This window comes from Burkholderia pulmonis, assembly GCF_984667975.1.
The window spans coordinates 1405040-1431402 of the sequence record NZ_OZ480187.1 but is presented as its reverse complement, the minus strand read 5'-3'; the positions used below and the strand labels follow the sequence as shown (position 1 = coordinate 1431402).

At 68.3% G+C, this 26363-nt stretch carries 27 protein-coding genes; 15 read left to right on the top strand and 12 right to left on the bottom strand.

Annotated elements, in window-relative coordinates:
- Positions 1-188: 188 nt before the first annotated feature.
- A complete protein-coding gene (locus AC5LXK_RS23130) occupies positions 189-539 on the top strand; it encodes a VOC family protein (RefSeq protein ID WP_493393803.1) in 351 nt (116 codons plus the stop codon).
- Between the two features lie 47 nt (positions 540-586).
- On the opposite strand, the gene AC5LXK_RS23125 is transcribed toward AC5LXK_RS23130, so the two are convergent.
- The gene (locus AC5LXK_RS23125; protein ID WP_493393802.1) at positions 587-1447 is read right to left on the bottom strand and encodes a LysR family transcriptional regulator; all 861 of its coding nucleotides are present in this window, start codon (positions 1445-1447) and stop codon (positions 587-589) included.
- 159 nt (positions 1448-1606) lie between these two features.
- Here AC5LXK_RS23125 and AC5LXK_RS23120 point away from each other — a divergent pair, with 159 nt between their 5' ends.
- The gene (locus tag AC5LXK_RS23120; RefSeq protein WP_493393801.1) at positions 1607-2995 is read left to right on the top strand and encodes a DHA2 family efflux MFS transporter permease subunit; all 1389 of its coding nucleotides are present in this window, start codon (positions 1607-1609) and stop codon (positions 2993-2995) included.
- A 9-nt stretch (positions 2996-3004) separates the two neighbouring features.
- Here AC5LXK_RS23120 and AC5LXK_RS23115 read toward each other — a convergent pair whose 3' ends face one another.
- Positions 3005-3385, bottom strand: coding sequence for a DUF4377 domain-containing protein (locus AC5LXK_RS23115; RefSeq protein ID WP_493393800.1), 381 nt, complete (start codon positions 3383-3385; stop codon positions 3005-3007).
- Positions 3386-3609: 224 nt separating this feature from the next.
- On the opposite strand from AC5LXK_RS23115, the gene AC5LXK_RS23110 reads away from it, so the two are divergent.
- The 4 genes from AC5LXK_RS23110 (at position 3610) to AC5LXK_RS23095 (ending at position 7560) form a co-directional block, all read left to right on the top strand.
- Entirely contained in the window at positions 3610-4785 is a 1176-nt protein-coding gene (locus AC5LXK_RS23110) for a helix-turn-helix transcriptional regulator (protein WP_493393799.1), read from the top strand.
- 102 nt (positions 4786-4887) lie between these two features.
- Complete coding sequence (locus tag AC5LXK_RS23105) at positions 4888-5412, top strand: hypothetical protein (protein WP_493393798.1); 525 nt, start codon at positions 4888-4890, stop codon at positions 5410-5412.
- A 101-nt stretch (positions 5413-5513) separates the two neighbouring features.
- Positions 5514-6269, top strand: a complete 756-nt coding sequence (locus AC5LXK_RS23100) for an SDR family NAD(P)-dependent oxidoreductase (protein WP_493393797.1) — start codon at positions 5514-5516, stop codon at positions 6267-6269.
- Positions 6270-6363: 94 nt separating this feature from the next.
- Positions 6364-7560, top strand: a complete 1197-nt coding sequence (locus AC5LXK_RS23095) for a tyrosine-type recombinase/integrase (RefSeq protein WP_493393796.1) — start codon at positions 6364-6366, stop codon at positions 7558-7560.
- Positions 7561-7575: 15 nt separating this feature from the next.
- Here AC5LXK_RS23095 and AC5LXK_RS23090 read toward each other — a convergent pair whose 3' ends face one another.
- From AC5LXK_RS23090 to AC5LXK_RS23055, 8 genes are all read right to left on the bottom strand, one after another.
- A complete protein-coding gene (locus tag AC5LXK_RS23090; RefSeq protein ID WP_493393795.1) occupies positions 7576-7974 on the bottom strand; it encodes a lysozyme inhibitor LprI family protein in 399 nt (132 codons plus the stop codon).
- A 127-nt stretch (positions 7975-8101) separates the two neighbouring features.
- The gene (locus AC5LXK_RS23085; RefSeq protein WP_493393794.1) at positions 8102-8320 is read right to left on the bottom strand and encodes a YXWGXW repeat-containing protein; all 219 of its coding nucleotides are present in this window, start codon (positions 8318-8320) and stop codon (positions 8102-8104) included.
- A 56-nt stretch (positions 8321-8376) separates the two neighbouring features.
- A complete protein-coding gene (locus AC5LXK_RS23080; RefSeq protein ID WP_493393793.1) occupies positions 8377-9534 on the bottom strand; it encodes a DUF1501 domain-containing protein in 1158 nt (385 codons plus the stop codon).
- Positions 9535-9536: 2 nt separating this feature from the next.
- A complete protein-coding gene (locus tag AC5LXK_RS23075; protein ID WP_493393792.1) occupies positions 9537-10931 on the bottom strand; it encodes a DUF1800 domain-containing protein in 1395 nt (464 codons plus the stop codon).
- Between the two features lie 240 nt (positions 10932-11171).
- Positions 11172-11675: a periplasmic heavy metal sensor gene (locus tag AC5LXK_RS23070; RefSeq protein ID WP_175839765.1), complete on the bottom strand. Its 504-nt coding sequence runs from the start codon at positions 11673-11675 to the stop codon at positions 11172-11174.
- Positions 11672-12091 (bottom strand): hypothetical protein, encoded by a 420-nt coding sequence (locus AC5LXK_RS23065; RefSeq protein WP_493393791.1) that lies wholly within the window; start codon positions 12089-12091, stop codon positions 11672-11674. Before AC5LXK_RS23065 ends, AC5LXK_RS23070 begins: the two co-directional genes overlap by 4 nt.
- The gene (locus AC5LXK_RS23060) at positions 12088-12873 is read right to left on the bottom strand and encodes an RNA polymerase sigma factor (protein WP_493393790.1); all 786 of its coding nucleotides are present in this window, start codon (positions 12871-12873) and stop codon (positions 12088-12090) included. Before AC5LXK_RS23060 ends, AC5LXK_RS23065 begins: the two co-directional genes overlap by 4 nt.
- A gap of 226 nt (positions 12874-13099) precedes the next feature.
- Positions 13100-13399: a YXWGXW repeat-containing protein gene (locus tag AC5LXK_RS23055; RefSeq protein ID WP_493393789.1), complete on the bottom strand. Its 300-nt coding sequence runs from the start codon at positions 13397-13399 to the stop codon at positions 13100-13102.
- A 327-nt stretch (positions 13400-13726) separates the two neighbouring features.
- Here AC5LXK_RS23055 and AC5LXK_RS23050 point away from each other — a divergent pair, with 327 nt between their 5' ends.
- From AC5LXK_RS23050 to yddG, 8 genes are all read left to right on the top strand, one after another.
- Positions 13727-15412, top strand: coding sequence for a purple acid phosphatase family protein (locus tag AC5LXK_RS23050; protein ID WP_493393788.1), 1686 nt, complete (start codon positions 13727-13729; stop codon positions 15410-15412).
- 103 nt (positions 15413-15515) lie between these two features.
- Positions 15516-15797, top strand: coding sequence for a hypothetical protein (locus tag AC5LXK_RS23045; protein WP_493393787.1), 282 nt, complete (start codon positions 15516-15518; stop codon positions 15795-15797).
- Positions 15798-16029: 232 nt separating this feature from the next.
- Positions 16030-16761, top strand: coding sequence for a GntR family transcriptional regulator (locus AC5LXK_RS23040; RefSeq protein WP_493393786.1), 732 nt, complete (start codon positions 16030-16032; stop codon positions 16759-16761).
- Positions 16762-16846: 85 nt separating this feature from the next.
- Positions 16847-18166 carry an NAD(P)/FAD-dependent oxidoreductase gene (locus AC5LXK_RS23035; protein WP_493393785.1) on the top strand — a complete coding sequence of 440 codons (1320 nt, stop codon included), beginning with the start codon at positions 16847-16849 and terminating at the stop codon, positions 18164-18166.
- A gap of 135 nt (positions 18167-18301) precedes the next feature.
- Positions 18302-19633, top strand: coding sequence for an MFS transporter (locus tag AC5LXK_RS23030; protein ID WP_493393784.1), 1332 nt, complete (start codon positions 18302-18304; stop codon positions 19631-19633).
- Positions 19634-19714: 81 nt separating this feature from the next.
- Entirely contained in the window at positions 19715-20626 is a 912-nt protein-coding gene (locus AC5LXK_RS23025) for a dihydrodipicolinate synthase family protein (RefSeq protein ID WP_493393783.1), read from the top strand.
- Positions 20623-22125, top strand: a complete 1503-nt coding sequence (locus AC5LXK_RS23020; RefSeq protein ID WP_493393782.1) for an aldehyde dehydrogenase — start codon at positions 20623-20625, stop codon at positions 22123-22125. Before AC5LXK_RS23025 ends, AC5LXK_RS23020 begins: the two co-directional genes overlap by 4 nt.
- Before the next feature lie 140 nt (positions 22126-22265).
- Positions 22266-23210 carry an aromatic amino acid DMT transporter YddG gene (yddG, locus tag AC5LXK_RS23015; protein ID WP_493393781.1) on the top strand — a complete coding sequence of 315 codons (945 nt, stop codon included), beginning with the start codon at positions 22266-22268 and terminating at the stop codon, positions 23208-23210.
- 59 nt (positions 23211-23269) lie between these two features.
- On the opposite strand, the gene AC5LXK_RS23010 is transcribed toward yddG, so the two are convergent.
- Together AC5LXK_RS23010 and AC5LXK_RS23005 are read right to left on the bottom strand one after the other, a co-directional pair.
- The gene (locus tag AC5LXK_RS23010; RefSeq protein ID WP_493393780.1) at positions 23270-23902 is read right to left on the bottom strand and encodes a LysE family translocator; all 633 of its coding nucleotides are present in this window, start codon (positions 23900-23902) and stop codon (positions 23270-23272) included.
- A gap of 118 nt (positions 23903-24020) precedes the next feature.
- A complete protein-coding gene (locus tag AC5LXK_RS23005; RefSeq protein WP_493393779.1) occupies positions 24021-24917 on the bottom strand; it encodes a LysR family transcriptional regulator in 897 nt (298 codons plus the stop codon).
- Between the two features lie 322 nt (positions 24918-25239).
- On the opposite strand from AC5LXK_RS23005, the gene AC5LXK_RS23000 reads away from it, so the two are divergent.
- Positions 25240-26088, top strand: a complete 849-nt coding sequence (locus AC5LXK_RS23000; RefSeq protein WP_493393778.1) for a sulfite exporter TauE/SafE family protein — start codon at positions 25240-25242, stop codon at positions 26086-26088.
- Positions 26089-26363: the final 275 nt, after the last annotated feature.

The following is a 26363-nucleotide window of genomic DNA, read 5'->3' as shown; positions in this document are numbered from 1 at the left end:
ACGGTCCACGAATGGAAGTGTCGGCGCGCCGGCTGGCGTGGGCATCATCTGTTCGGAGTAGCTGCACGCGTGCGGGGACAGAGGGGTTTCACCGTCATCCGATCGGACTGCGTGAGCGCGCGAGCGACGCGCTAGCATCGACCGGCGGCGCATTGCACGCCGCCACATCAAGACAAGGGAGAACCGGAATGAAGGTATCGATGCTGCTGTATCCGGTCGACGACATCGACACGGCGCTGCCGCTGTTCGTCGACGGGCTGGGCCTGAGCGTGAAGTTTCGCGACGGCGACCGTTATTGCGCGCTCGACGGCGGCCCGCTGACGATCGCGCTGGTCGCGGGCGACGAGCAGATCGTCGAGCGCGCGGCGCTCACGCTGCGCGTGGACGAGGACGACGACCTGTATGCGGCGATGGCGCGGGTCGTGAAGGCCGGCGCATCGGTGCGCGTGCCCGTGCAGGCGGGGCCGCACGAATACCGCGCGGTGCTGGAGGACAAGAACGGCGCGCTGCTGGTGATTTCGCAGAAGCGCTCAGCCTGACGATGCGCGGCGCGGGCGCGCCGCATGCGGCACATGCTTGACCGGCGCTATACGTCCGCGCCCGACGCACGCAGATCGCTGGTTTCCAGCAGTTCGAGCAGCGTGCCGGCCGGCTGGCTGAGCCGCTTCGCGGCCAGCGCGATGAATTCGACGTCCGGCAGCACCGGCAACCCGTCGCCGTTCACGGGCGGCGCGAGGCCGCGCGCGGACAGGTATTGCGACGTCGCGGTCAGCCCGAGGCCCGCACGCGCGGCCGCGATGCAACCCGGCTGGCTGCTGCTCGAACACACGACTTCCCAGCCGATCCCCTTTTCCGCGAGCGCGTTCAGCACCACCGCACGCGTGACGCTCGGCTCGGCCACCAGCACGAGCGGCAGCGGCCGCTCCAGATCGACCACGGTGCCGGGCCGCGCGACCCATTCGAGCCGTGCGCGCAGCAGCGGCGTGCCGCGCCGCTCGCCGAGCCGCCGCTTGCCGATCATCAGGTCGAGCGCACCCGCATCCATCAGTTCGTAGAGCCGGCTCGTCATGCCGGTGGTGATTTCCAGCGCGACGTCGGGATGCGCGGCGCGGAACCCGGCGAGCACGTCCGGCAGCGCGACGAGCGCGAGGTCGTCGGACGTGCCGAGCCGCACGCGCCCCTGCAGCCTCGGCTTGCGGAACTGGGACTCCGCGCGGTTCAGCGCCTGCAGGATCACGTTCGCGTGCACGAGCAGCGCCTCGCCGTCGGCCGTCATCGCGATCGAATGCGTGTCGCGCACGAACAGCCGCCGGCCGACGCTCTCTTCGAGACGACGGATGTGTTCGCTGACGCTCGACTGGTTGAGCCCGAGCTGTCGCCCCGCTTCGGTGAAGCTGCGGCAGTTCGTGACGGTTGCGAACGTCTTGAGCCAGACGGGATTGAGCATCCCGCATTGTCATCGGCATTTCCGATGACAGTCAATGCCTTGAGGCAGCTTCCCGATAACCACCGGAATCGGTACCATCGAGCGCTTGAAGTCCGGCAGGCGCCGCGCGACCGCACGACGGTGCCGCCCGCGCCGGACTGTCGCACCACCGATTTCGCCATGTCCCGGGAACCCACACACTCCGCGCTGCTCTGGATCGTCGCCGCTGCATTCTTCATGCAGTCGCTCGACACGACGATCGTCAACACCGCGCTGCCCTCGATCGCACAAAGCCTGCATGCGTCGCCGCTCGCGATGCAGCCCGTCGTGGTCGTCTACACGCTGACGATGGCGATGCTCACGCCGGCATCCGGCTGGCTCGCCGACCGGTTCGGCACACGCCGCGTGTTCTCCGTCGCGATCCTCGTGTTCGTGCTCGCGTCGATCGGCTGCGCGGCGTCGCATACGCTCGGCCAGCTGGTCATCGCGCGCGCCGTGCAGGGCATCGGCGGCTCGATGCTGCTGCCGATCGGGCGGCTCGCCGTGCTGCGCCGCGTGCCGGGCGAACAGTACGTGGCGGCGATCGCATTCGTGTCGATCGCCGGCCAGCTCGGCCCGATCGTCGGGCCGACGCTCGGCGGCTGGCTCACGCAGGCGATCTCGTGGCACTGGGTGTTCATCGTCAACGTGCCGGTCGGCGTGGTCGGCTTCATCGCGGTGCAGCGCTACCTGCCGCACGACCAGGCGACGCAGCCGCCGCCATTCGACTTCACCGGCTGTGCGCTGCTGTCGGTCGCGATGATCGCGCTGTCGCTCGCGATCGACCCGCCGATGCCTTCTCACCGGGCCGCATGGGCGGCCGGGCTCGCCGTGCTCGGGCTGGCGAGCGCGCTCGCCTACCTGCCGCATGCGCGGCGACGCGCGCAGCCGCTATTCCGGCTCGGGCTGTTCCGCGAGCCGAATTTCGGTTCGGGGCTGCTCGGCAACCTGCTGTGCCGGATCGGTACGAGTTCGGTGCCGTTCATGCTGCCGCTGCTGATGCAGGTGCAGCTCGGCTATACGCCGCTGCAGTCGGGGCTGATGATGCTGCCGGCCGCGATCGCGGGCGTCATCGCGAAACGCTGGATCGCGCCGCTCGTGAAGCGCTTCGGCTACGCGACGTTCCTGGTCGTGAATACGGCGATCGTCGGCTGCGCGATCGCAGGGTTCGCGCTGGTGTCGGCGCGGCCCGCACCGGTGCTGGAGGGGGTGCTGCTGATCGTGTTCGGCGCGGCGAACTCGATGCAGTTCGCCGCGATGAACGGCGTGACGCTCAAGGGGCTGTCCCATGCCGACGCCGGCAGCGGCAACAGCCTGTTCACGATGATGCAGATGCTCGCGATGGGCCTGGGCGTCTCGATCGGCGGCGGACTCGTGAACCTGTTCGCCGCCTATTGGGGCTCGATGGCGCACGGGTTCATGCTGTCGTTCACGTGCATGGGTGTCGTGACGCTGCTGTCGTCCGCCGTGTTCCGGCGGATCGATACGGTCGCGCCGCCGGCCCGTGCGGCGGCGCGGCCCTCTGCATGAACGCGCCCGTCAGTTCGCCTGCCGCCGCTCGACCACGCGCTTGAGCACCCAGCGGATCGACGAACCGTCGGCCGGCGGCTGCGCCACGTGGTATTCGTCGACTTCGAGCGTGTACAGGTAACCGGGCTGGTACGCAAACCCTTCGATCCCCGCATACCACAGGCTCCACGGCTCGCTCGGGCTGCTGCGCACCTGCAGGCATTCCATCGGTGCGACGCCCGTGCAGCGCGCGGACTGCGGCGCGACATAGACGGTCTTGGTCACGGGCTTGCCGTCGGCCGGACGGGCCGCATTCGGCGCCGTGGCGGCCGCGTCGGTCTGGCATCCGGCGAGGAGCGTGCTACCGGCAATGACGGCCGCGCCGAGCAGCGTTCGGGTTGTGTGAATCATCTGATGTTCCTCTGGAAGCGTTGGCGGGCCGATTAGACGATCGGTGCGGCGAGAAAGTTCACAAATACCTTACAGAACCCGCTCGACCACCCTCATTTATGGGATGTCCCGGGCGAACCGATACGTTACCGTGTGCCGGTTCCGCCGCGCGCACCGCCGCCGGCGGTCCGAACGTGCACGCCGGGCGCCCTGCGACCCGGCGGCCGCAACAGGAGACAACCCGAATGACCACGGCGCCCCCGGCCCTGCCGCCGCACCTTGCCCAATCGAAGCTGACGCTCGAGCAGTTCGACGCGCTGCTCACGAAAATCTACGAAGGCCCGCTCGAAGACGTGCCGTGGGGCGGCGCACTCGAACAGATCCGCGTGCACCTGCAGGCGAACTACGTGACGATGATCCTGCGCTGGCCCGCGAGCGGCCATGCGGGGCTGATGATCAACGCGTCCGAAAACAGCGCATCGCTGACGGGCGTCGCGTCGTACAACAACTACTACTACGCACTCGATCCGTTCGTGAACCTGCCGGCCGATCATGTCGTCACCGTCGACGAACTGCTCGGCGTCGGCGTCTGGCGCAACAGCGCGATGTATGCCGAATTCCTGAAGCCGTTCGACGTCGGCTACCTGATGGGCGCAGACCTGCGCACGCACGACGGCGTCGAGTGCCGCTTTCGCGTGTGCCGTTCGCACCAGGGCCATGCATTCTCGGCGACCGACAAGGCCGTCTGCAACGCATTGCTGCCGCACCTGAAGCGCGCGGTGCGACTGCATGCGAAGTTCGGGATGGTCGAATCCGAGCGCACGCTGTATGCGAGCACGATCGACCGCATGCTCGTCGGCACCGCGATTCTCGACGAGCGCGGCACGATCATGCGGACCAACTCCGTCGCCGACGAGATCTTCGCCGAATGCGACGGCCTGCGCGTGCGCGCCGGCACGGTCGAAGCGTCGTATCCGCTGGAGGACCGCAAGCTGCAGAAACTGATCCGCCAGGTGCTCGCGGAGCGCACGGGCGACACCCCGTCGGTCGCGCACGCGATCGCGGTGCCGCGCCCGTCCGGCAAGCCGCGGCTCGGCGTGCTGATCCGCGCGGTGCCGCTCAGCGAATGGTCGGAGGACAATCCGCGCCGGCCGGCGTGCGCGATCTTCATCCGCGATGCCGAGCGCAAGTCGCAGGCGTCGCACGAGATCGTGCGCAAGCTGTTCGATCTCACGCCGGCCGAAACCGCGCTGGCGCTCGCACTCGTCAACGGGCAGACGCTCGAGGAAGCGGCCGACGAGCTCGCGATCAGCAAGAACACCGCGCGTTCGCACCTGCGTGCGATCTTCTCGAAGACGGGGGTCACGCGGCAGGCGACGCTGGTGCGGATGCTGCTGAACAGCGTGCTGTCGCTGGGGTGAGCAGCACGAATGCGTGAAGCGGCCGCGGTTTGCGCGAGATCGACGGCGGGTTACATTACGATCTCGATACGTACAACGACAGAAACGACAGGACGCTCGACCATGGCCGATCACGCATCCGGGATTGCAAAACACCGGCGCCGCCTTTTCACCTCGATGGCGAGCCTGCTCGTCTGCGCCCTGGCATTGACCGCAAGCTGGCGTGCACAGGCCGACGAGCGCAGCGAGTTCCTGAAATACCTGACCGGGCCCGTCTATGAAGGGCCGATCGCCGAACCGAAGCTGCGCACGGCACAAGACCGCGCGTTCGCGAAGAATATCCAGGACGGCGCCGCAGTCAACGTCACGACCTTCGCGAGCCACTACATCCTGTGGACCTTCGATTGCGGACACAACGACAATTGCATGCGCGTGTTCGCGCTCGACGCGAAAACCGGCAATGTGTACTGGCTCCCGACCATCGTGCGCGAACTGACGATCGCGGACGACACTACGCCGACCGATTTCCGCTCCGACAGCCGGCTGCTCGTCGTGAACGGCAAGCCCGACGGGCAACCGCGCGGCCAGTATCGCTACCTGTTCGAGAACGGCAGGTTCCGGTTGCTCGACAAGCAGACCAGCCGCTGAAACCGGCGCCCGCCGTCGGATCCGCCTAGTCCGTTTCAACGTCGAAGCGCCGCTGCATGCGGCCTAACCTGTCTCTCCACCCAGCGCCTCAGGAGACAGGAATGGAAAGCTTCGCAGGAAAAGTCGCCGTCGTGACCGGTGCAGCGACCGGCATCGGACGCCAGGCCGCACTGTGTTTCGCCGAGGCCGGCGCGCAGGTCGCGCTGCTGGACACCGTCGTGTCCGCCGCGGAAGACACCGCACACGAAATCGAGCGCCTCGGCGCGAAGGCGATCGTGCTGCGTACCGACGTGTCGCGCGACGACGACGTGCGCCACGCGATCGACACGACGGTCGAAACCTTCGGACACCTCGACATCGCGTTCAACAACGCAGGCATCGCACTGCGCGGTATGCCGGCCGCCGACCTGGACGAAGACGAATGGGACCGCACGATCGCGGTGAACCTGAAAGGCGTGTGGCTGTGCCTGAAGCACGAATGCCGGCACATGCTGCAATCCGGCGGCGGGGCGATCGTCAACACGTCGTCGATCATGGGGCTCGTCAGCGGCCCCGGGCTCGCCGCGTATTCGGCGTCGAAGAGCGGCGTGGTCGGCCTCACGAAAGCGGTGGCGATCGACTATGCGGGGCGCGGCATCCGCGTGAACGCCGTGTGCCCGGGCGGCATCGGCAACACGGCGATCACCGACCGGCCGGAAAACCGCGACGACATGGCGCGGCTGGCGCAGGCCACGCCGATGGCACGGCTCGGCGAGCCGCGCGACATCGCGGAAACGGTGATGTGGCTGTGCTCGCCGGCCGCGCGCTTCGTCACCGGCCAGGCGATCGCCGTCGATGGCGGCTTCACCGTGTGGTGATCGTGTACCATCGGCGCTTCCCGATACGCTTCGACGCGCTGCCTTCGTCCGCCCGGCCATGCCCGGCCGGTGTGCGCAGCGCACCTCCCCTCGCATGCCCTCACCCGTTCCGTCCGACGCCGCGCTGCGCCCGCTGCCGATCGATACGCTGACCGTACCGGCCGCGCTCGACGGACGCACGGGTACCAACCGTTCCGGCAGCGCGCATCCGCAGATCGCCGCGACCAACGATCTCGACGCGGTGCGCGCGTGGCTCGCCCGTTTCGTCGATACGCCGACCACGTTCCAGAACTACCGCAAGGAAGCCGAGCGCCTGCTGCTGTGGGCCGTGATCGCATACGGCAAGCCGTTGTCGTCGCTCACGCACGAGGATCTCGTCGTCTACCGGCAGTTCCTGCTCGCTCCCGCGCCGGCCGATCTGTGGTGCGCGAACGGCGGCCGCAAGCATCCGCGCGACGATCCGCGCTGGCGGCCGTTCTACGGGCCGCTGTCGGCGGCCAGCCAGCGGCAGGCGCTGGTGATCCTGAACGTGATGTTCTCGTGGCTCGTGCAGGCCGGCTATCTGGCCGGCAATCCGCTCGCGTTGTCGCGGCAGCGGCAGCGCCGGCCCGCGCCGCGCGTCACGCGCCATCTCGGGCAGCCGCTGTGGCAGTCGGTCAAGGACGCGATCGCCGCGATGCCGCGCGACGATGCGCGCGCCTGCTTCCATGCCGATCGCGCGCGCTGGCTGTTCACGCTGCTGTATCTCGGCGGCTTGCGCATCACCGAAGCGGCCGATACGACGATGGGCCGGTTCTTCTGCCGGCGCGACGCGAGCGGGCACGACCGCTGGTGGCTCGACGTGACGGGTAAAGGCGGCCGGCAGCGGCTCGTGCCGGCCACCGATGAAATGATGGCCGAGCTGTCGCGCTACCGGCGTGCGCACGGGCTGCCCACGCTGCCGTTCGACGGCGAGCCGACACCGCTCGTGCTGCCGGTCGGCCAGGCGCACAAGCCGCTCACGCGCGCGGCGCTGCACCGGGTCGTGAAGCAGGTGTTCCGGCATGCCGCCGACCGGCTGCGCGCAAACGGCGAAGCCGGCGAACAAGCGGCGCGCGTGCTCGAACAGGCTTCCGCGCACTGGCTGCGCCACAGCGCCGGCTCGCACATGGCCGACGGCCGCGTCGACCTGCGGCTCGTGCGGGACAACCTCGGCCATGTGTCGCTCACGACGACGAGCCAGTACCTGCACGCGGACGACGACTGGCGGCATCGCGAGACCGAGGAGAAACACCGGATCGGGTGGGACTAGCCGGCGCGCCGCCGCTCAGTGATCGAGGTCGAGCCCGCCGAGGCCGCCGTTGCTGCGGCACTTCGCACGATCGCTTTCCGCCGGTACGTCGATCTGGCCGCACAGCGCGTCGATGCGCTGGCGGTAGCTGTCGGTCAGGCACTGCGTCGTCGTGCAGCGATTACGCGCCTTCAGCCATGCTTTCTGGCTCGCCAGGAACTGGCGATACTCGGGCGGATCCTCGACCGGATAGTTGGCGAAGTCGGACATCATGTGCTGGTAATCCGCGTTGAGCGCGTCGTCGAGACGCGACAGCGCCGGATTGCCGCAGATTTCGTGCTCCACGAACGTGGACGCCTTCGCGCAGTTGAACGACGCTGCCTGCACGTCGGTCATGCCGATCGCGACGGCCAGCGCAACGAGCCATGTCTTCATGTGGGTGCCGTACGGAACGCAATGGCGGGCGGATAGCCGCTCGCCGGGATCCGGAAGCTTAGGCCAATGCGCATCGCGATTCAATACGCGGCCGCGCTTTCCGGCCACGCGCCGTACGTTACCCCGGTCAGTACACGGCCACCCAGTGCCCGGGCACCCATGCCCAATGATTGCCGGCCCACCGGTAATGCCCCTTCGCCCAGCGATAGCCCGGCGCGGGCGGCGGCGGCGCCACCTCGGCGATCGGCGCGGGCTGCGGCGGCCGCACGGGTTCCACCACGCAGGCGGACATCAGCACGGCACTCGCGCTCACCAGCACGGCCAGCGAAACGGATCGGATCTTCATCGTCAATTCTCCCTGTTGTGTCATCGGTTGATCAGCCCGGGCGGGCACGCACCGCGTCACGCGGCCCCGCGAATCAGGCCGGTCATCGGCCGCGTCGCGCCGCTTTCCGCGAACAGCGCGGATGCGGTGCGACGTGGATCGAGCCGCAGGCTTTCGGCTGCTGCACCCGAGATCAGCGCGTCGAGCGACGCGGTCGGTTTCAGGTCGCGCCCTTCGTACAGGTCGCCCGGCCGCAGCCCGGGCCAGTCGGCGATCACGCGGCCGCCGGCGACCGCGCCGCCGGCAAGCATCGCGACCGACGCCTGCCCGTGATCGGTGCCGCCCGTGCCGTTCACCGCGGCCGTGCGGCCGAATTCCGTCGCGACCAGCACCGTGGTTTGCTGCCAGGCGGGCCCGAGGCCATCGCGCAGCGCGGCGAGCATCGTGTCGAGCGCCTTCAGCTGGTTCGCGAGCCGCGCGTTCTGCGCACTGTGCGTGTCCCAGCCGCCCGTCTCGATCATCGCGATCCGCGGGCCGTCGTCGCGCGCGAGAAACGTCGCGGCGAGCTTGCCGAGCCCGGCCGGATCCTGGCGCGCATGCGCATCGCCGGCGAGACCGCGCGCCTCCATCGCCGACTGCCACAGCGGGCCGAGCTGCGCGTCGGCCTCGTAGAGGGCCGACACGCGCGTGAGCAGGTCGTCCGGCGCGGCCGGCAAACCGGACGGCGCATACGATGCGGCCTGCACGGTGCCGCGCAACGCGAGCGGCACGGTCGGCGCGAACGCGATCGCGTTGTCGCGCGTCGCCGGCAGCAGCGCGGCGAGCCGGTTCAGCCAGCCGTCCTTCACCTGGTACGGGGCGCGGCCGCCGGTTTCGAGCACGTTCTGGCCGTCGAAATGCGAGCGGTCGCGATACGGCGACGCGATCGCATGGACGAACAGCGCCTGCCCGTCGCGGTACAGCTGCGCGGTCTGCGCGAGCGACGGATGCAGCGCGAACGTGCCGTCGAGCCGCGTCGCGGCCGCTGTGTCGATCGCGAGCGGGCCGCGCAGCGACGCATACGTGGGTTCCGCATACGGGACGACGATGTTCAGGCCGTCGGCCGCGCCGCGCTGGATCACGAACACGAAACGGCGGTCGGTCGCGACGTTCGCGAACACGATGCGCGGCGCAACGAGGATCGCGCCCGCGCCGGCGGCGGCAACGCTCAGGAAGTGTCGGCGGGACAGTGCCATGGTCATCTCCGTTGGAAATCGGGCGACACGAGCAGCAGCGCGAGCGACGTGGTCGCGCTTTCTGCGCGCGACAGCGCGGTCGCGGTCGGTACGCTCATCGAACCGGCGAGCAGCGTGTTGCCGAGCGTGCGCGGGTCGAGCCGGTCGCCCGTGCGCGCGGCGAGGCGCTGCGCGATCTCGACGCGGCGCACGAGCGCATCGGGCGCCGCCCAGCTTGCGGCGACGTCGTCGTAGCCGGCCGGCGAGCCCGGCCGCCACACCGGCTGGCCGAGTTGCGTGAGCAGCGGCGCGGCCTTCAGGTCGCCCGTATCGCGCCAGCCGAGCCCGCGCAGCGACGATACGGCCCACTCCCATGGCGTCTTGAACTTGCGGTTGACCGGCGACCACGCGTCGGGCGCCTCGACCAGCGCGCGATAGACGGTCGGCAGGTCGCCGCCGCTCGCGTCGAATGCGCGCGCGAGCCGGTCGGTCAGCGCGGGCGGCGGATTGTCGGCGACGAAATGGCGGGCGAGCTGGAATGCGATGTGCCGGCCGGTGGCGTCCGAGCGGGCAAGGTCGTGCAGGATCGCACGTGCCTGCACTTCGCCCGGCTGGTCGTAGGTGCGCCCCATCACCGTGCGCGTGCCCGGTTCGTGCAGCTTCGGGCGAAACACGAATGCGCCGGGCGCCGCATCGCCCGGCTGCGGACCGCGCCCGCCGGCGATGCTCCATCCCGTCAGCGCGCGGGCGAATTCCGTCACGTCGGCTTGCGTGTAACCGGTGCGCACGCCGAGCGTGTGCAGTTCCATGATTTCGCGTGCGAGATTTTCGTTGAGCCCCCGCTTCGCCGACGGATTGCGCGCCTCGGCACGTAGCGCGGCCGGGCTGTCGGGGCCGACCGAGCGCGCCTGGTCGAGAAACACCTGCATCGCGGGATGCTGTTCGACGGCGACGAGCATGTCCTCAAAGCGGCCGAGCACGTGCGGGCGGATCGCGTCGCGTTCGAACGCGCCCGCGTATGCCGCGACCTGCCCCTTGTCGACCGATACCGCGAAATGGTTCGCCCAGAAGTGCACGAGACGCTCGACGAACGGCGCAGGCGTGTTCAGCGCGCTGGTCATGCGTGCGGCGACGGCGCTGCGATACGCGTCGTAGCCGTCGCGCCGGATCGATTGCGCGGTCGCGCGCTTCGCGGCCGCGTCGTCGCCCGTCATCGCATTGCGTGCATCCGCGAAACGCGTGGCGAGCGCGACGGCGTCGGGCTCGCCGGCCCACGCGGCGGGCCGTGCGTCGTAACGGTCGAATTGCGCGACGAGCGCTGCCTTCGGATCGGCGGGCGGCGTATCGTCGGCCCGCGCGCCGAGACCGAAGCGGTTCAGCGCGATCGCGGCCGGCGTGGTGTCGTTCGGGTGGTCCATGACGGGCTCTCTTGCGGTGCGTACCCACGTTCAACGCGGGCACACCGGGAAATCCGTCGCGGGGATGAAAAATATTTTTGGTGGTCCGGGGAATTGACGGGCAGAAATCCCGCGGTGCGACAGTGCGCATCATCACCGGACGACGGCAGCACGATCGACCGGAACCGGCTCACGCATTGCACGTGACCGAAAGCGCACGACGGCGGCACGCCGATCGCGTGCCGCCGTTGCGCGAAGGGGTTACTGGCTCGCCGGCGCGCCCTGCTTTTTCTGCAGCTTCGGCGGCAAACGCCAGTTGCCGCTGCGCTGCAACCCGTCGACGAACTTCGCGCGCTCGTCGGGCGTCAGCGTCGCCGCGAAATCGACGACGCTGCGCTCGACCTGCGCACGCATCGCGGTATCGGCCGCACGCGTGCGGTCGAGCGCGGCGTCGATCGCCGCACGATCGAGCTGCGGCGCGGCGAGCAGATCCAGCACGGTGATCCGGCCGTCGCGCCCTTCCCGCGCGAAATCACGGCCGTCCTTGCGCGCCGCCTTCAGCGCGGCGGCGAACTCGCGCTGCCGTGCGTCGGGCAATTCGTCCGCGGCGAACCGCAACGCGGTGCGCGATGCGGGCGCGCCCGCCGCATGCAGGTCGCGATGCGTCGAGAACCATTGATAGGCGCCGCCGCCGATCGCGCCGAGCATGAACACGTTCAGCACGACCGAGCCGACGAGGATGAATTTCCAGCCACGTTCAGTCATTCGTCACTCCAGTCCACGCTCGGACCGCCGAACGTCGTCGTCAGATAGCCCGGTTCGTGCTGCGACGGCGGCGCGCTGCCGAGCATCAGCATCGACACGGCCACCGCGCCCGCAAGCGCGCCGGCCAGGCCGACGCCGGCGAACGCGGCGCCCGACCACCATACGGTGCCGCGCCGGCGTGCGCGCTGCGGCGCGGGCGCCGTCGCGACGATGCGCTCGACGAGCGCCGGCGCGGGCGGTGCGACCGTGTCGTACGCGAGCCAGGCATCGAGGTCGGCGGCATCGTCCAGTGCCAGCAGCGCTTCGCGCGGGTTCGCCTGCGCCCACGCCTCGGCGGCCGCGCGCTCGCCGGCCGGCCAGCGCCGCGCGTCCGAGCCGTACGCGGCGACGATGGTACGAAATCGTTCGGGTGTCATCGCTTGTCCTCGCTAGGTGGGTCACCGGCCAGTTGCGCGCGCAGGTTGCGCCTCGCACGGGCGAGCAGGCTTTCCAGCGCATCGACGGTGATGCCCATCAGGTTGGCTGCTTCCACATTCGACATTTCCTGATAGTACTGGAGCACGAGCGCCTCGCGCTGCCTCGGCGGCAACGCGGCCAGCGCCTGCCGCACGCGTGCATCGCGCGAACGCAGCTCCGCATGCGCGGCCGGCTCCGGTTGCGTGTCGGGTACGTCGGGCAGTGTATCGACGGGCTCCTCGCGCCGGCCGCGCAAGCGGTCGTAGCACAGGTTCAGCACGACCCGATGCAGCCACGTGTCGAAGCGCGCCTCGCCTTCGCGCCAGCGCGGCGCGTGGTTCCAGATTCGCAAGAACGTCTCCTGTGCAACGTCCTCGGCTTCGTTCCGGTCGCCGAGCATGCGCGTCGCCAATGCGAGCAGCCGCGGCAGCTTGCGTGCGACGAGCACGCGTACTGCCGACGAATCGCGCGCGCCGACGCGCGCGACGAGTTCCGCGTCCGGATCGCGGTCGCCGCGATCGTTCAACGCCGCCTGCTCCGTCGCGCGGCGCGCGGGCGCCGCACTGTCACGGCAGGGGTACCCGCCGCCCGGCTGAAGCTCATCGTCGTGCTCTCCTTGCATGCGTCGGGCCATCACCGGACGGCGCCACGCCAACTGTTCGCCAACGCCGCGCGCCTCGCGCCCGGCGTCGCACACGGCGTCGGCCATGTCCGTTTCATCGACATCCGGTTCGCTCGGCATATCGATCCTGTCTGCCGGCCGCGCGACCGTCGGCCGGCGCGCTCAATATACGACGACCGGCGCGGGCCGGTAATACGCCGGACGGGCCGGCACCACGACGCAGCCCGCCAGCACGATGGCTGCGGCCGCCAGTATCACGATGGTTCGAAAAGGCATGGCTTCGACTCACGATGTTGCATGAAGGATCCGCTGCGGCCGCATCGCGTGCCGCGCAGCGGGGTACGCGTCAGGCCCAGTGACCCGGCACCCAGCGCCAGGCCGGGCCGCGTGCGACCCAGTGACCGGGCACCCAGTGGTAACCGACACGCATCATTTGCCAGTGGCCCGGAATCCAGACGTAACGGCCCTGCCGCCAGTGCCAGTGCCCCTGGTCCCACACGTAGCCTGCGCGAGGCGCCGGCACCACTTCGACGCGCGGCGCCGGCGGCGCGTACGGCGCGACGATGACGGCCTGCGCGAACGCGGCGGACGCCGCGAGCGCGGCCACGCATGCCGCGGCCAATCGCAATGGAACAGAAAGTTTCATGAAAGACTCCGAAGTAACGGGCATCGACCGGAAGCGGGCGTTCATGCGTTAAACGGCGCGGGCGAAAAAATTCCGTCGCGGCGTCCGCAAATAAATTTCGTGCGGTCCGCACCGACGTTGGAGCGGGCCGAATGCCGCGACGCGATGCGCGATCCTGCGGGTCGCCCGCCGCACGGCACGCTTGCCGTACTGTCACAACGCGGCAAAACTGCCCCAGGACAATGCATGCGCCCGGAATCCCGCTCGTTTCCGGCCCACGCCCCGGCCGTGCTCGCGCATGGCCGCGCGGTTCCAGGTCTCACGTCCCCATCAACGAAAACACCGACCATGTCGAACCAGGACACTCTCCCCGATCAGCCGAACGAGCCGGCCGCCTCCGTATCGCGCCGCGGCTTCCTGAAACTCGCCGGCGTCTCCGGCCTCGCGACCGCTGCCGGCGGGCTCGCAGCCGCCCGCGCCGCCGCATCGACCCCGGACGGCACGCCCGAACAGGTCCACCTGACGTGGGGCAACGACCCGACGTGCGAAGTCGTGATCTCGTGGGCGTCGCTCGCGTCCGCCGTCAATCCGCGCGCGCGCATCGTCGCCGACGGCGAGCCGGCCCGCACCGTGCACGGCGTCCAGCGCCTGTACACCGACGGCCTGAACGGCGAGACGGTGTTCGCGTACCACGCGCGCGTGCACGGGCTGAAGCCGGATACGCACTACCGCTACGAGATCACGGCCGACAACGACAGCAACGCCGCGCAGCCGTTCTCCGCGAATTTCTCGACCGCCCCGCGCGGCCGTGCGCCGTTCCGCTTCACGAGCTACGGCGATCTCGCGACGCCGAACGGCGCGTGGGTGCTGTCGTCGCCGCAAAGCCGCTTCGCGGTACAGGCCGTCGAGCAGTTCCAGCCGCTGTTCCACCTGCTCAACGGTGACCTCTGCTACGCGAACCTGAACCCCGCGCACCAGCCCGAGGTGTGGCGCGACTTCGGCAACAACAACCAGACGTCGGCCGCGAACCGCCCGTGGATGCCGTGCCCCGGCAATCACGAAATCGAGTTCAACAACGGCCCGCAGGGGCTCGACTCGTACCTCGCGCGCTATACGCTGCCGGAGAACGGCACGCACTTCCCGGGCCGCTGGTACAGCTTCCGCGTGAGTTCCGTGCTGTTCGTGTCGCTCGACGCCGACGACGTCGTGTACCAGGATGCGGCCGCGTTCGTCGGCGGCCCCGCGCCGCTCGTACCGGCCGCGAGCACCGGCCGCCCGCCAATCGAGCCCGGCACGTCGTTCTATGTACGCGGCTACAGCAACGGCGAGCAGACGCGCTGGCTCGAACGCACGCTGCGTCACGCCGCGCATGACGACGACATCGACTGGATCGTCGTGCAGATGCACCAGGACGCGCTCAGCTCGTCGAAGACGGGCAACGGCTCCGACAAGGGCCTTCGCGAAGCGTGGCTGCCGCTGTTCGACCGCTACGGCGTCGACCTCGTGCTGTGCGGCCACGATCACGACTACGAGCGCAGCTACCCGGTGCGCGGCTGCAATCACCGCGCGGGCGTCGACGCGACGACCGGCGAAGTGGTCGAGACGCTGCAGCCGCGCCCGGTCGGCTCCAACGACCCGGATCGCACGAAGTTCGACACGAGCCACGGCACGATCCACCTGATCCTCGGCGGCGGCGGCACCAGCGCGCCGCTCGACGTGTACGGCGAAGACCCGTCGACCGGCTTCGCGCAGGCGAAGGTCTTCACGAAGCCGAACCGGCCGGTGCCGGGCACCGCGCCGAACACGTTCGTGCGCCAGCCGGCCGATGCACTCGAGGATGCGATCTGGTCGGCGCGCCGCGATACGGGCACCGGCTACGGCATCGCGGTGTTCGACCACGACCCGGGCAAGCCGGGCGGGCACACGACGATCACGATGCGCTACTACCACGCACCGGGCGCCGACCAGCACCCGACCGCGCAGTACGAGCTGTTCGAGACGATCGAACTGAGCAAGAAGCGGCACGAACGGTGATCGGGCCCGCGCCTGCTGCTGCGGGCGCCGGTTGCGGTGCCATCGACGGACGGGATGCCGGAGCACGCGTTAGACTGCCCGCCTCGCCTCCCCGCCCAAGCAGATGAGTTTCGAATACCGCATCCACACGATCCCGTCGGCCGACGCATTCGATGCAATCGCGAATGCGCTTCGGCAAGCGCACGGCAACATCGACGTCGATCCCGACCGGCGCCAGCTCGAAATTCGGGATGACACCGGCGGCTGGCCGCTGATCGGCCTGTCTGCCGACGAAGACGGATTCTTCCTGATCACGACGCTCGGGCCGACGCGGGGCGCCCTGCTCGACTCGATCGGCCGCGCATTGGCGGCGATCGGCGCGGCATGGCGCATCGATGATGCATGACCCGCGCCCCCTTTCAGCAGCTCGCCTGACCCGGCTGCACACCGCCTCGTTCCCGCGCCGATGCCCTTCGTTCGGCCGTCCCGGCTCCGCCCCTTTAAGCTGTGCATATCCGGGCCCGGCGCGCCGGGCGCCCATCTACCCCACATGTACGGCAAATCAAGGTGTAAACCCTTATTTTTGCTTGGTCTATTCTCAACCTAAACTGTGTCTACAGTTTGTAGACAATGAAATCATGTCGAGACAGAAGCTTCAGACTGCCGCGTCGGATACCGAATCCGGCGGTTCGGCGGATCGCAAGAACGTAATGGCAGAGACGCTGCGGCGGCGCATCGTGAGCATGGAGCTCGCGCCGGGCGCCGTCGTCGACGAGCTCGCGCTCAGCGAGGAATTCGGGCTCTCGCGCCCGCCGGTGCGCGAGCTGATGCGCCAGATGGCGGCGGAAGGCTATCTCGAGCTCGAGCCGAACCGGCCAGCCCGCGTGTCGCCGATGGGTTATCAGTCGCTGCGCAGCTTCTTCCTGGCCGCGCCGCTGATCTACGTCGCGACGACGCAGCTGGCGGCAAGCCACGCGACGGCGGAGGAAGTGGAACGGCTGAAGGCGATCCAGGCACGGTTTCGTGCGGCGATCGAGGAAAACGACCTCCAGGCGCGCGTGCTGCAGAACGACGCGTTCCACTTCGAGATCGGCCGGATCGCGCGGAATGCGTACCTGATGCCGAGCCTGCGCCGCGTGCTGATCGATCACGCGCGCCTCGGCAAGATTTTCTACCGCTCGCCGACGACGAGCGACATGCAGCAGGATCTGGAAAAGGCGATGGAACAGCACGACGAGATCATCGAAGCCATTGCGCAGCGCGACGCGCAGCGCGCCGGCGAGCTGGTCCGCAGCCATATGGAGCTGTCGCGCCGCCGCATGGCCGAGTACGTGATTCCCGAAGGCCTCGACGTCCCCATCCAGTTTTAATCGCCGCGCAAGACGGCGCACGCCCGATCGTGCGCCGATTCTTCGTGGTTACGGTTAGTACTCTTTACAGATATTGGATTTAGGAATGCAGAAGGTTACATCGCTCCCCTCCGACGACAGGATGTGCGGCTGGTATCACACCAGCCGGCAACGCCAGCCCAGGCCGTCGCACAGCGGGGAATCCGGCGCACGCTGGGCCGTCGTCGGCGCCGGGTTCACCGGCCTCGCGGCCGCCCGGCAGCTGGCGCTGAATTTCCCGGATGACGAGATCATCCTCGTCGATGCACAGGAAGTCGGCTTCGGCACGTCGGGGCGCAACGCCGGTTTCGCGATCGACCTGCCGCACGACATCGGCGCCGACGACTACATCGGCGACATCCCCACCGCCCGCACCACGCTGAAACTGAACGTGCTCGGCCAGACGATCCTGCGCCGGCTCGTCGCCGAACACGGCATCGACTGCGCGATGAGCGCATCCGGCAAATACCAGGCAGCCGTGGAAGCGCGCGGCATCGCCGTGCTCGACGCGTATCGCCGCGGCCTCGACAAGCTCGGGCAACCTTACGAGATGATCGAGGGCAAGCATTTGCCCGACCATATCGGCACGTCGTTCTACCGGAAGGCGCTGTTCACGCCCGGCACCGTACTGATCCAGCCGTCGGCGCTCGTGAAGGGCCTGGCCGACTGCCTGCCGCCGAACGTGACGCTGTACGAGCACACGCCGATCACCGACGTCGAATACGGCGACAGGATCGTGCTCGCGCATCGCAACGGCCGGATCACCGTCGACAAGCTGGTGCTCGCGAACAACGCATTCGGCACGCGCTTCGGCTTTCTGCCGCACACGATGCTGCCCGTGTTCCTGTATGCGAGCCTGACGCGGCCGCTGACCGGCGCCGAGCAGGCGCAACTGGGCGGCAAGCCGTTCTGGGGCGTGATTCCGGCCGACCCGTTCGGCAGCACGCTGCGCCGCACGCACGACAACCGCATCCTGGTGCGCAACAGCTTCAGCTTCAACCCCGACGGCCGCCCGCGCGAGAAGTACCTGCCGCGTTTCGCCGAACGGCATCGGCTGTCGTTCGAACGCCGCTTCCCGATGCTGCCGGATGTCGGGTTCGAGTACACGTGGAGCGGCTCGCTGGCGCTGTCGCAAAACCACAAGGGATTCTTCGGGCAGCTTGCGCCGAACGTCTACGGCGCGCTGTGCTGCAACGGCCTCGGCATCACGCGCGGCACCGTGACAGGCACCTTGCTCGCCGACTGGCTGGCCGGCAAGCGCAGCGACCTGATCGACTTCCTGCTGGAAACGTCGGGACCGAGCCGCACCCCGCCGCAACCGTTCCTGTCGATCGGCGTCAACGCGACCCTCTGGTGGGGCCAGCGCAAGGCGGGGCTCGAAAGCTGACCCGGCGGCGACACGCCGCAAACCGCCGCGAAGCTCCCGGAAAACCGATACGAATTCACGCATTACGCTTAGCACCCCATATCAATAGATCGCGCGATCGCATTCCGCGCTCAATTTCATGGAAGGAGACAGGCAATGTCAACGAATCGCACCTCCATCGAGGATGTCCCGCTCAATGGATTCCACCAGTTGCTCACGATCCGCTCGGGCGGCGGCTGGCTCATGGACGGCTACGTGCTGAGCATCATCGGCGTCGCGATGGTGCAGTTTTCCGGCGCGCTCGGCCTGACCAACTTCTGGCAAGGCATGGTCGCCGCATCCGCGCTGATCGGCATCTTCTTCGGCGGCTTCATCGGCGGCTGGCTGAGCGACCGTCTCGGGCGGCAGAAGCCCTACTTCTTCGGCCCGGTGATCTTCTTCGTGTGCTCGCTCGCGCAGCTCTGGGTCCAGTCGGGCGAAGCGCTGTTCGTGCTGCGCTTCCTGATCGGCATCGGCGTGGGCATCGAATACCCGGTCGCCGGCTCGCTGCTCGTCGAGTTCATGCCGCGCAAGTATCGCGGGCCGCGCCTCGCGATGCTCACGATCATCTGGTTCTTCGGTGCGGCGCTCGCGTATATCGTCGGCAACATCATCCTCGGCAGCAGCGGCCCCGACGCGTGGCGCTGGGTGCTGGCCAGCCCGGCCGTGATCGGCCTCGTGCTGTTCGTCGTGCGCATCGGCACCCCCGAATCGCCGCGCTGGCTGCTCAGCAAGGGCCGCACGGTCGAGGCCGACGATGTCATCCGGAAAGTCTACGGCCCGTCGTTCTCGGTGCAGAACCTGCCGGAAGAAAAAACCGAAAAGAAAATCTCGCTGTGGGCGCTGCTGCACTCGGGCTACGGCAAGCGAATGCTGTTCGTCTCGGTGTTCTGGAGCTGCTCCGTGATTCCCGTGTTCGCCGTCTACTCGTTCGCACCGCGCGTGCTCGAAGCACTGCACCTGACCGGCAAATGGGAATCGTACGGCTCCGTCGCCATCACGCTGCTGTTCGTGGTCGGCTGCATCATCGCGACGCGGATCATCAACGAACTCGGCCGCCGCGCAATGGTGATCCACAGCTTCCTGTGGTCAGGCCTCGCGCTGCTGGGCCTCGGCGCGTGCGCGGGCGGCTCGGCCGTGCTGATCCTCGTGCTGTTCGGCGCGTATGCGGTGCTGATCGGCGGCGCGCAGGTGCTGCAGCTCGTGTACCCGAACGAAATCTTCCCGACCGACATCCGCGCGTTTGCTGTCGGCATGGGCGCGTCGCTGTCGCGCATCGGCGCGGCCGTCGGTACCTGGCTCGTGCCGATCGCACTGCAGACCGTCGGCATCGGCAACACGATGTACGCGGCCGCCGCCGTGTCGTTCATCGGGCTGGCCGCGTCGCTCGCACTGGCGCCCGAGACGCGCTCGCTCAGCCTGCAGGAAGCCGCGTCGCTCAACCACTGAATCCCTCACCGGCGCGCTGCCGCGCTCGCAGCGGCGTGCCTTTCGTCAATCCGACCGTTTTCATTTCCGAGGAAGCACATCATGAATTTCGAAGGCATCTACACCCCGGCCATCACGCCCCTGAACGACGCCGGCCAGATCGACAAGACCGCATTCGCCGACGTGATCGAATCGCTGATCGCGGCCGGCGTGCACGGCATCATCATCGGCGGCTCGACCGGCGAATACTATGCGCACACCGCGCAGGAACGCTTCGATCTCGGCGCGTGGGCCCGTGAAGTGATCGGGTCGCGCGTGCCGCTCGTGATCGGCACCGGCGCGGTGCGCACCGAGGATTCCGTCGAGTATGCGAAGGCGGCCAGGGCCGTGCGCGCCGACGCGATCCTGGTCGGCTCGCCGCCCTATGCACTGCCCACGCAGCAGGAAAATGCCGCGCATGCGCTGGAGATCGATCGCGCCGCCGGCCTGCCGATCATGCTGTACAACTACCCGGGCCGGATGAGCGTGTCGATGGACCGCGAATTCTTCCGCACCGTTTGCGACGCATCGAAGAACATCGTCGCGATCAAGGAAAGCTCGGGCCAGACGGGCCAGTTGCACATGCTGGTACGCGAGTTCCCGAACATCAGCGTGTCGTGCGGCTGGGACGACCAGGCGCTCGAGTTCTTTGCGTGGGGCGCGCGCAGCTGGGTGTGCGCGGGTTCGAACTTCCTGCCGGCCGAGCACATCGCGCTCTACCAGGCCTGCGCGATCGAAAAGGATTTCGACAAGGGCCGCCGGATCATGTCGGCCATGATGCCGCTGATGGATTTCCTCGAAGGCGGCAAGTTCGTGCAGTCGATCAAGTACGGCTGCGAGCTCGCGGGGCTGCGTACGGGTGGCGTGCGCGCGCCGCTGCGCGCGCTCGACGAACAGGACAAGCAGGCGCTGGCCGCGATCGTGGCCGGCATCAAGCGCGAAGTCGCGTCCGTCACGGGAGGCAACGCCCGATGACCGACCTGCTCAGCGCGTCCGGCTACGCGGCGCTGGCCGCGGACCTTCGGTTCCCGACCGGCCCGTTCATCGACGGCGCATTCCGCGCGGCCCGCTCCGGCGACACGTTCGCGACCGTCAATCCGGCCACCGACGCCGTCCTCGCGCACATTGGCGCATGCAATGCCGCCGACGTCGACATCGCGGTCGCCAATGCGAAGCAGGCGTTCGACGACGGCCGCTGGCGCAAGCTCGCGCCGTCGCGCCGCAAGGCCGTCCTGCTGAAGTTCGCCGATCTGCTCGAGCAGCACGCGCACGAACTCGCGACGATGGAAAGCCTCGACAGCGGCAAGCCGATCCGCGAGTGCCAGAATACCGATGTGCCGGAGACGATCCATACGATCCGCTGGCACGCCGAGCTGATCGACAAGATCTACGACCACACGGCCCCCGTCGGCAGCCATGCGCTGGCGCTGGTCGTGCGCGAACCGATCGGCGTCGTCGGGCTGGTGCTGCCGTGGAACTTCCCGCTGCTGATGCTCGCGTGGAAGATCGGCCCGTCGCTCGCGGCCGGCTGCTCCGTCGTCGTGAAGCCGGCGAAGGAAACCACGCTCACCGCGCTGCGCGTCGCGGAACTCGCGCACGAAGCCGGCGTGCCGGCCGGCGTCTTCAACGTACTGCCGGGCGGCGGCAGGGAAGTCGGCGAACCGCTGGGCCGGCACGCGGACGTCGACATGGTGAGCTTCACCGGCTCGACCGACACCGGGCGGAAGTTCCTCAAGTATTCTGCCGAATCCAACCTGAAGCGCATCGTGCTAGAGTGCGGCGGCAAGAATCCGGCGGTCGTGCTGCCCGATGCGCCCGATCTCGACGCGGTCGCGCAGCACATCGTCAACGGTGCGTTCTGGAACATGGGCGAGAACTGCTCGGCGTCGTCGCGGCTGATCGTCCATGCCGACATCAGGGACGACCTGCTGCAGCGGATCGGCGTGCACATGCGCGAATGGAAGATGGGCAACCCGCTCGACCCCGAGCACCGCATCGGCGCGATGGTCAGCAAGGCCCACTTCGAGAAAGTGCGTTCGTATCTCGACCAGGCCGAAGCGGAGCGCCTGCGCGTCGCGTTCGGCGGCCGGACCGGCGACGGCATTTTCGTCGAGCCGACGGTGGTGGACGGCGTGAGCCCGGACAGCCGGCTGTTCCGCGAGGAAATCTTCGGCCCGGTGCTGTCGGTGACGACGTTCACCGACATCGGCGAGGCCGTCCGACTCGCGAACGACTCGGTCTACGGGCTCGCCGCGTCGGTCTACACCGGCAACCTGAACCACGCGATCCGGCTGTCGCGGGACATCCGCGCGGGCGTCGTGACCGTCAACTGCTTCGGCGAAGGCGACGTGACGACACCGTTCGGCGGCTACAAGGAATCCGGGTTCGGCGGCCGCGACAAGTCGGTCTGGGCGCACGACCAGTACACCGAGATCAAGACCATCTGGATCGACGTCCCCGCGGATCCCGCGTAAGCGCGCCGCGCTGCATGACCGGTTGCAGCCGCCGCCTCGCGCGACGGCCGCAACCGGATGTTTTCGCTTGCGGCGGCAGCGCGCGCGGGCGGACCCGTATCACCTGAAATCGAATTGGCATGTTGAAACAGGCAGGAAGCATGAAACGCAAGAACAAGGCAACGCTCGTCGGGCTCGGCGCGGTGCTGTTATGGGCCTCGGTGGTCGCGCTCGTTCGCGGGGTCAGCGAAAGTCTCGGCGCGACCGGTGGCGCCGCGATGATCTATACGGTGGCATCCGTGCTTCTGCTGTTCTCGATCGGCTTCCCCGACCTGAGCAAGTTCCCGAAGCGCTATCTGCTCTGGGGCGGGCTGCTGTTCGTTTCGTACGAGCTGTGCCTGTCGCTGTCGATCGGCTATGCGAGCAACGGCCAGCAGGCGATCGAGGTCGCGATGGTCAACTATCTGTGGCCGAGCCTCACGCTCGTCGCTGCCATCGTGTTCAACAAGCAGCGCGCGAACCTGCTGGTGGTGCCCGGCGTCCTGCTGTCGATGCTCGGCATCTGCTGGGTGCTCGGCGGCGACCAGGGCCTCGACCCGGCCGGCATGCTGCGCAACGTCGCGGACAATCCGCTGAGCTACGGCCTCGCGTTCGTCGGCGCGCTGATCTGGGCCGGCTATTGCACGGTGACCGCGCGCATCGCCAACGGCAAGAACGGCGTCACGCCCTTCTTCATGCTGGTCGCCGCGGTGCTCTGGATCAAGTTCGCGATCGAAGGCGGCGGCGGCATGACGTTCAGCCTGCATGCGGTCGTCTGTCTCGTGCTGGCGGCATCGGCGCTGGGGTTCGGCTATGCGGCCTGGAACACCGGCATCATGCACGGCAACGTGACGGTCATCGTCGGCGCGTCGTACTTCACGCCGGTGCTCGCCGCCGCGGTCGCCGCCGTGCTGCTGCATGCGCCGCTGTCGGCGGAATTCTGGCAAGGCGCATTGATGGTGTGCGGCGGGTCGATCCTGTGCTGGCTCGCCACGCGCGGCCGGCAACGTGAACCGGCCGAACCCGTTCGGGTCGGCAAAGAGGCCGAGGGCAACTGTCACGGGTAACGATGCCCGCGGCTTTCATCAAACGCGCCGGATGATTGCCGGCTGTCCGCCGCCCCGCTCTAGCTACGCGACTCCAGCGCAATCCGCATGGCCAGTCCGGCCAGCACCGTACCCATCAACCAGCGCTGGGCCGACGCCCAGAGCGGCCGCCCGGCGAGAAAGCCCGCGATGGAACCCGCGGCGCAGGCGATCAGCGCATTCACACTGACGCTCACCGCGATCTGCACGCAGCCGAGCGTCAGCGATTGCGCGAGCATGCTGCCGTGCCCCGGCGAAATGAACTGCGGCAGCAGCGACAGGTACATCACCGCGATCTTCGGGTTCGCGAGGTTCGTGACGAAGCCCATCGTGAACAGCTTCGTGCGGCTGTCGGGCGGCAACTGCCGGACCTGGAACGCCGAGCGCCCGCCCGGTTTCAGCGCCTGCCACGCGAGGTACGCCAGATACAGCGCGCCCGCAAAGCGCAGCGCATCGTACGCATACGGCACGGTCATCACCAGCGCGGTGATGCCCAGCGCCGCGCACACCATGTAGAACACGAACCCCAGCGCGACACCGCCGAGCGACACCAGCCCGGCACGGCGGCCCTGGCAGATCGAGCGCGAAACCAGGTAGATCATGTTCGGTCCCGGCGTCAGCACCATGCCAAGCGACACGAGTCCGAACGCAAACAGGGTAGGCAAGGCCGGCACGGCATTCTCCTTCGGCATACGGTGAGCGAGGCCTGAACAATGTATTGCATCTCGATCGCTGTCGGCATGAATAAACTGCAAGCCCCTCATGAGCGCCGCTCATCGCGCCGGCCGGCCGCTACCTGCCCTTTTTCGCGCGTGTCCGGACCGCCTTGCCTGCGTTCGCACGCTGTGCGTCGACGAGCCGCACGAACTCGTCGGCGACCGCATTGCCCGCGGTGTTCCACGCCAACCGCACGGAGCGATGCAACCTCGGCGACAGCGCCAGCACGCGGCCGCCGAACGGCGTGTACGTGAGCGTGATGCGCGGCACGATCGACACGCCCATCCCGCCCTCCGCCATCGACAGGATCGTGCGCATCTCGACCACGTTGAAGGCGGCGTGAAGCGGCGCGCCGCCGCGTTCGAAGTAATCCGCGATCACCGGCCCGCACCCTGCCTTCGAGAAAATGAACGGCGCCGTGGCCAGCTGCCTGGCCGACACGCGCGTGCGGCCGGCGAACATGCCGTCCGCCGCCACCGCGACGAAATCCTCGTCGAGCAGCGGCAGGTTGTGTGTGAACGTCTTCGTGCCGGCCACCACCCCGACGTCGGCCGTCCCGTCGTCGAGCCACCCCTCGACTTCGCTGTCCGTGCCTTCGAGCAGCACCGCCGATACGTCCGGGTGCATGTCCTTCAACGCCTCGAGCGCGGGCACGACGAAGGCCAGCGACACGCTCGGCAGCGACGCGACCACCAGCCGCCCTTCGAGCTTGCCGCGCGACAGGCTGAACTGCTGGCGCAGCATCCGGGCTTCCCGCACCACGCTCTGGACATACGGCCACAGACGTTCGCCCGCCGCCGTCAGGACGACCGGCTGCCGGTCGCGCCACAGCAGCTTGACCTGCGTGAGATCCTCCAGCTCGGTCAGCGCATGACTGATCGCGGACTGACTGCGGCTGAGCCGGTCTGCCGCGGCCGTGAGCGAACCGAGTTCGACTACGGCCGCCAGGGCCTGCAACTGGGCAAGCGTCATCGGGTTTCCTCGTTTCGGGGTATGTACGTCGTGCATGAAGCAACCGATCGACTTGAATTATATTGAACCGCTGACTGGGGCGCGCAGACGGCATGCATGCCGCGCAACGTGCGTGACCCATGTCCGGCGCGACGCTCAGGTAAGATGCGTCCTCGATCCGCCGCTTCGATTGCCTGCGCGCCCGGCTGCACGACCGTGCCGCGCGATGCAGTCGAAGGACCGGATCACGCCGATCCAGAACAACCTGCGTGCAGGATGCACGCGACCGCAACGGGCTCCGTCGACCGCGCTCGCTGCCGGATATGCCGCGACATGCCATTCCATGATGCATTTCAATCTGACTGAAGGGGTGCTGGTCTCCAGCCTGCAGGGGCTCACCGCGTTCGAGCTGGGTGGCATCGCCGTCGCGCTGCTGCTGGGCGGGATGGCCAAGGGCATCACGGGGATCGGCGTGCCGCTGATCGCGATGCCGATCCTCAGCCAGTTCCTGCCGATCCGGCACGCGGTGCTGCTGCTGTCGATGCCGATCATCCTCGGCAACATCCCGCAGGCGCTGGAGGGCGGTCAGGTGCTCGCCACGGCCAGGAAGATCGCCGCGCCGATCGTCGGCACCGTGATCGGCAATGTCGTCGGGGTGGCGATCCTGCTGTCCCTCAACCCCGGTCACGCGCAGGCGGCATCCGGCGCGCTGCTGATCGTGGCCGCGACGCTGATGCTCGCCGCGCCGAAACTCAACCTGCCGGAACCATGGCAGAAGCCCGTCGGTTTCGCGCTCGGCTTCGGTGCGGCGCTGATGGAAAGCATCGCATCGGTTCCCGGCCCGCTGCTCGCCACCTACCTGATTTCATCGGGCGCGACCGGGCGCGTGTTCACGAAGCAGATTGCGATCATCCTCGTGGTGTCGATCGTCACGCTGATCACGACCTTCAGCGGCGCCGCGCACGCGAGCGGCGCCGACCTGGCGATCTCGGCGGCCGCCAGCCTGCCGGCAATTGCCGGCATGTGGCTCGTTCGCCCGCTGCGGGACAAGATGTCGCCGAAGATCTTCCGGATGGTCGTGCTGCTGTTCGTGCTCGCCGCCGCGTCGCAGATGATCTGGAAATCGGGCGTATTCCGGCACGGTGGATCGCCCGCCGCCCAGGCGGGCAGCGCACACGCGATCAAGCCGTAACGGCTGCCGTCGAGCGCGCATGCGTTCTGAAAGCTGCGAAGCGTAGTATGCGCGAACCCGGCGTATCACCCGGTCCAACCGGCCTGGACGATACGTGACCGGCTTTGCTACGCGTACGCTGATGCCGACATCGGCGTTGCCACGTTTTCAGAGGCACGAGATGGAAACTTATGTGTTGCTGGGCTGCGGATACGGCCTTGGCCTGTTGATCGCGATCTGGGGAATCTGGTCGCTCCGATAACGCGCGAGGGCCGTCCGCACGCAAGGAATCCGTA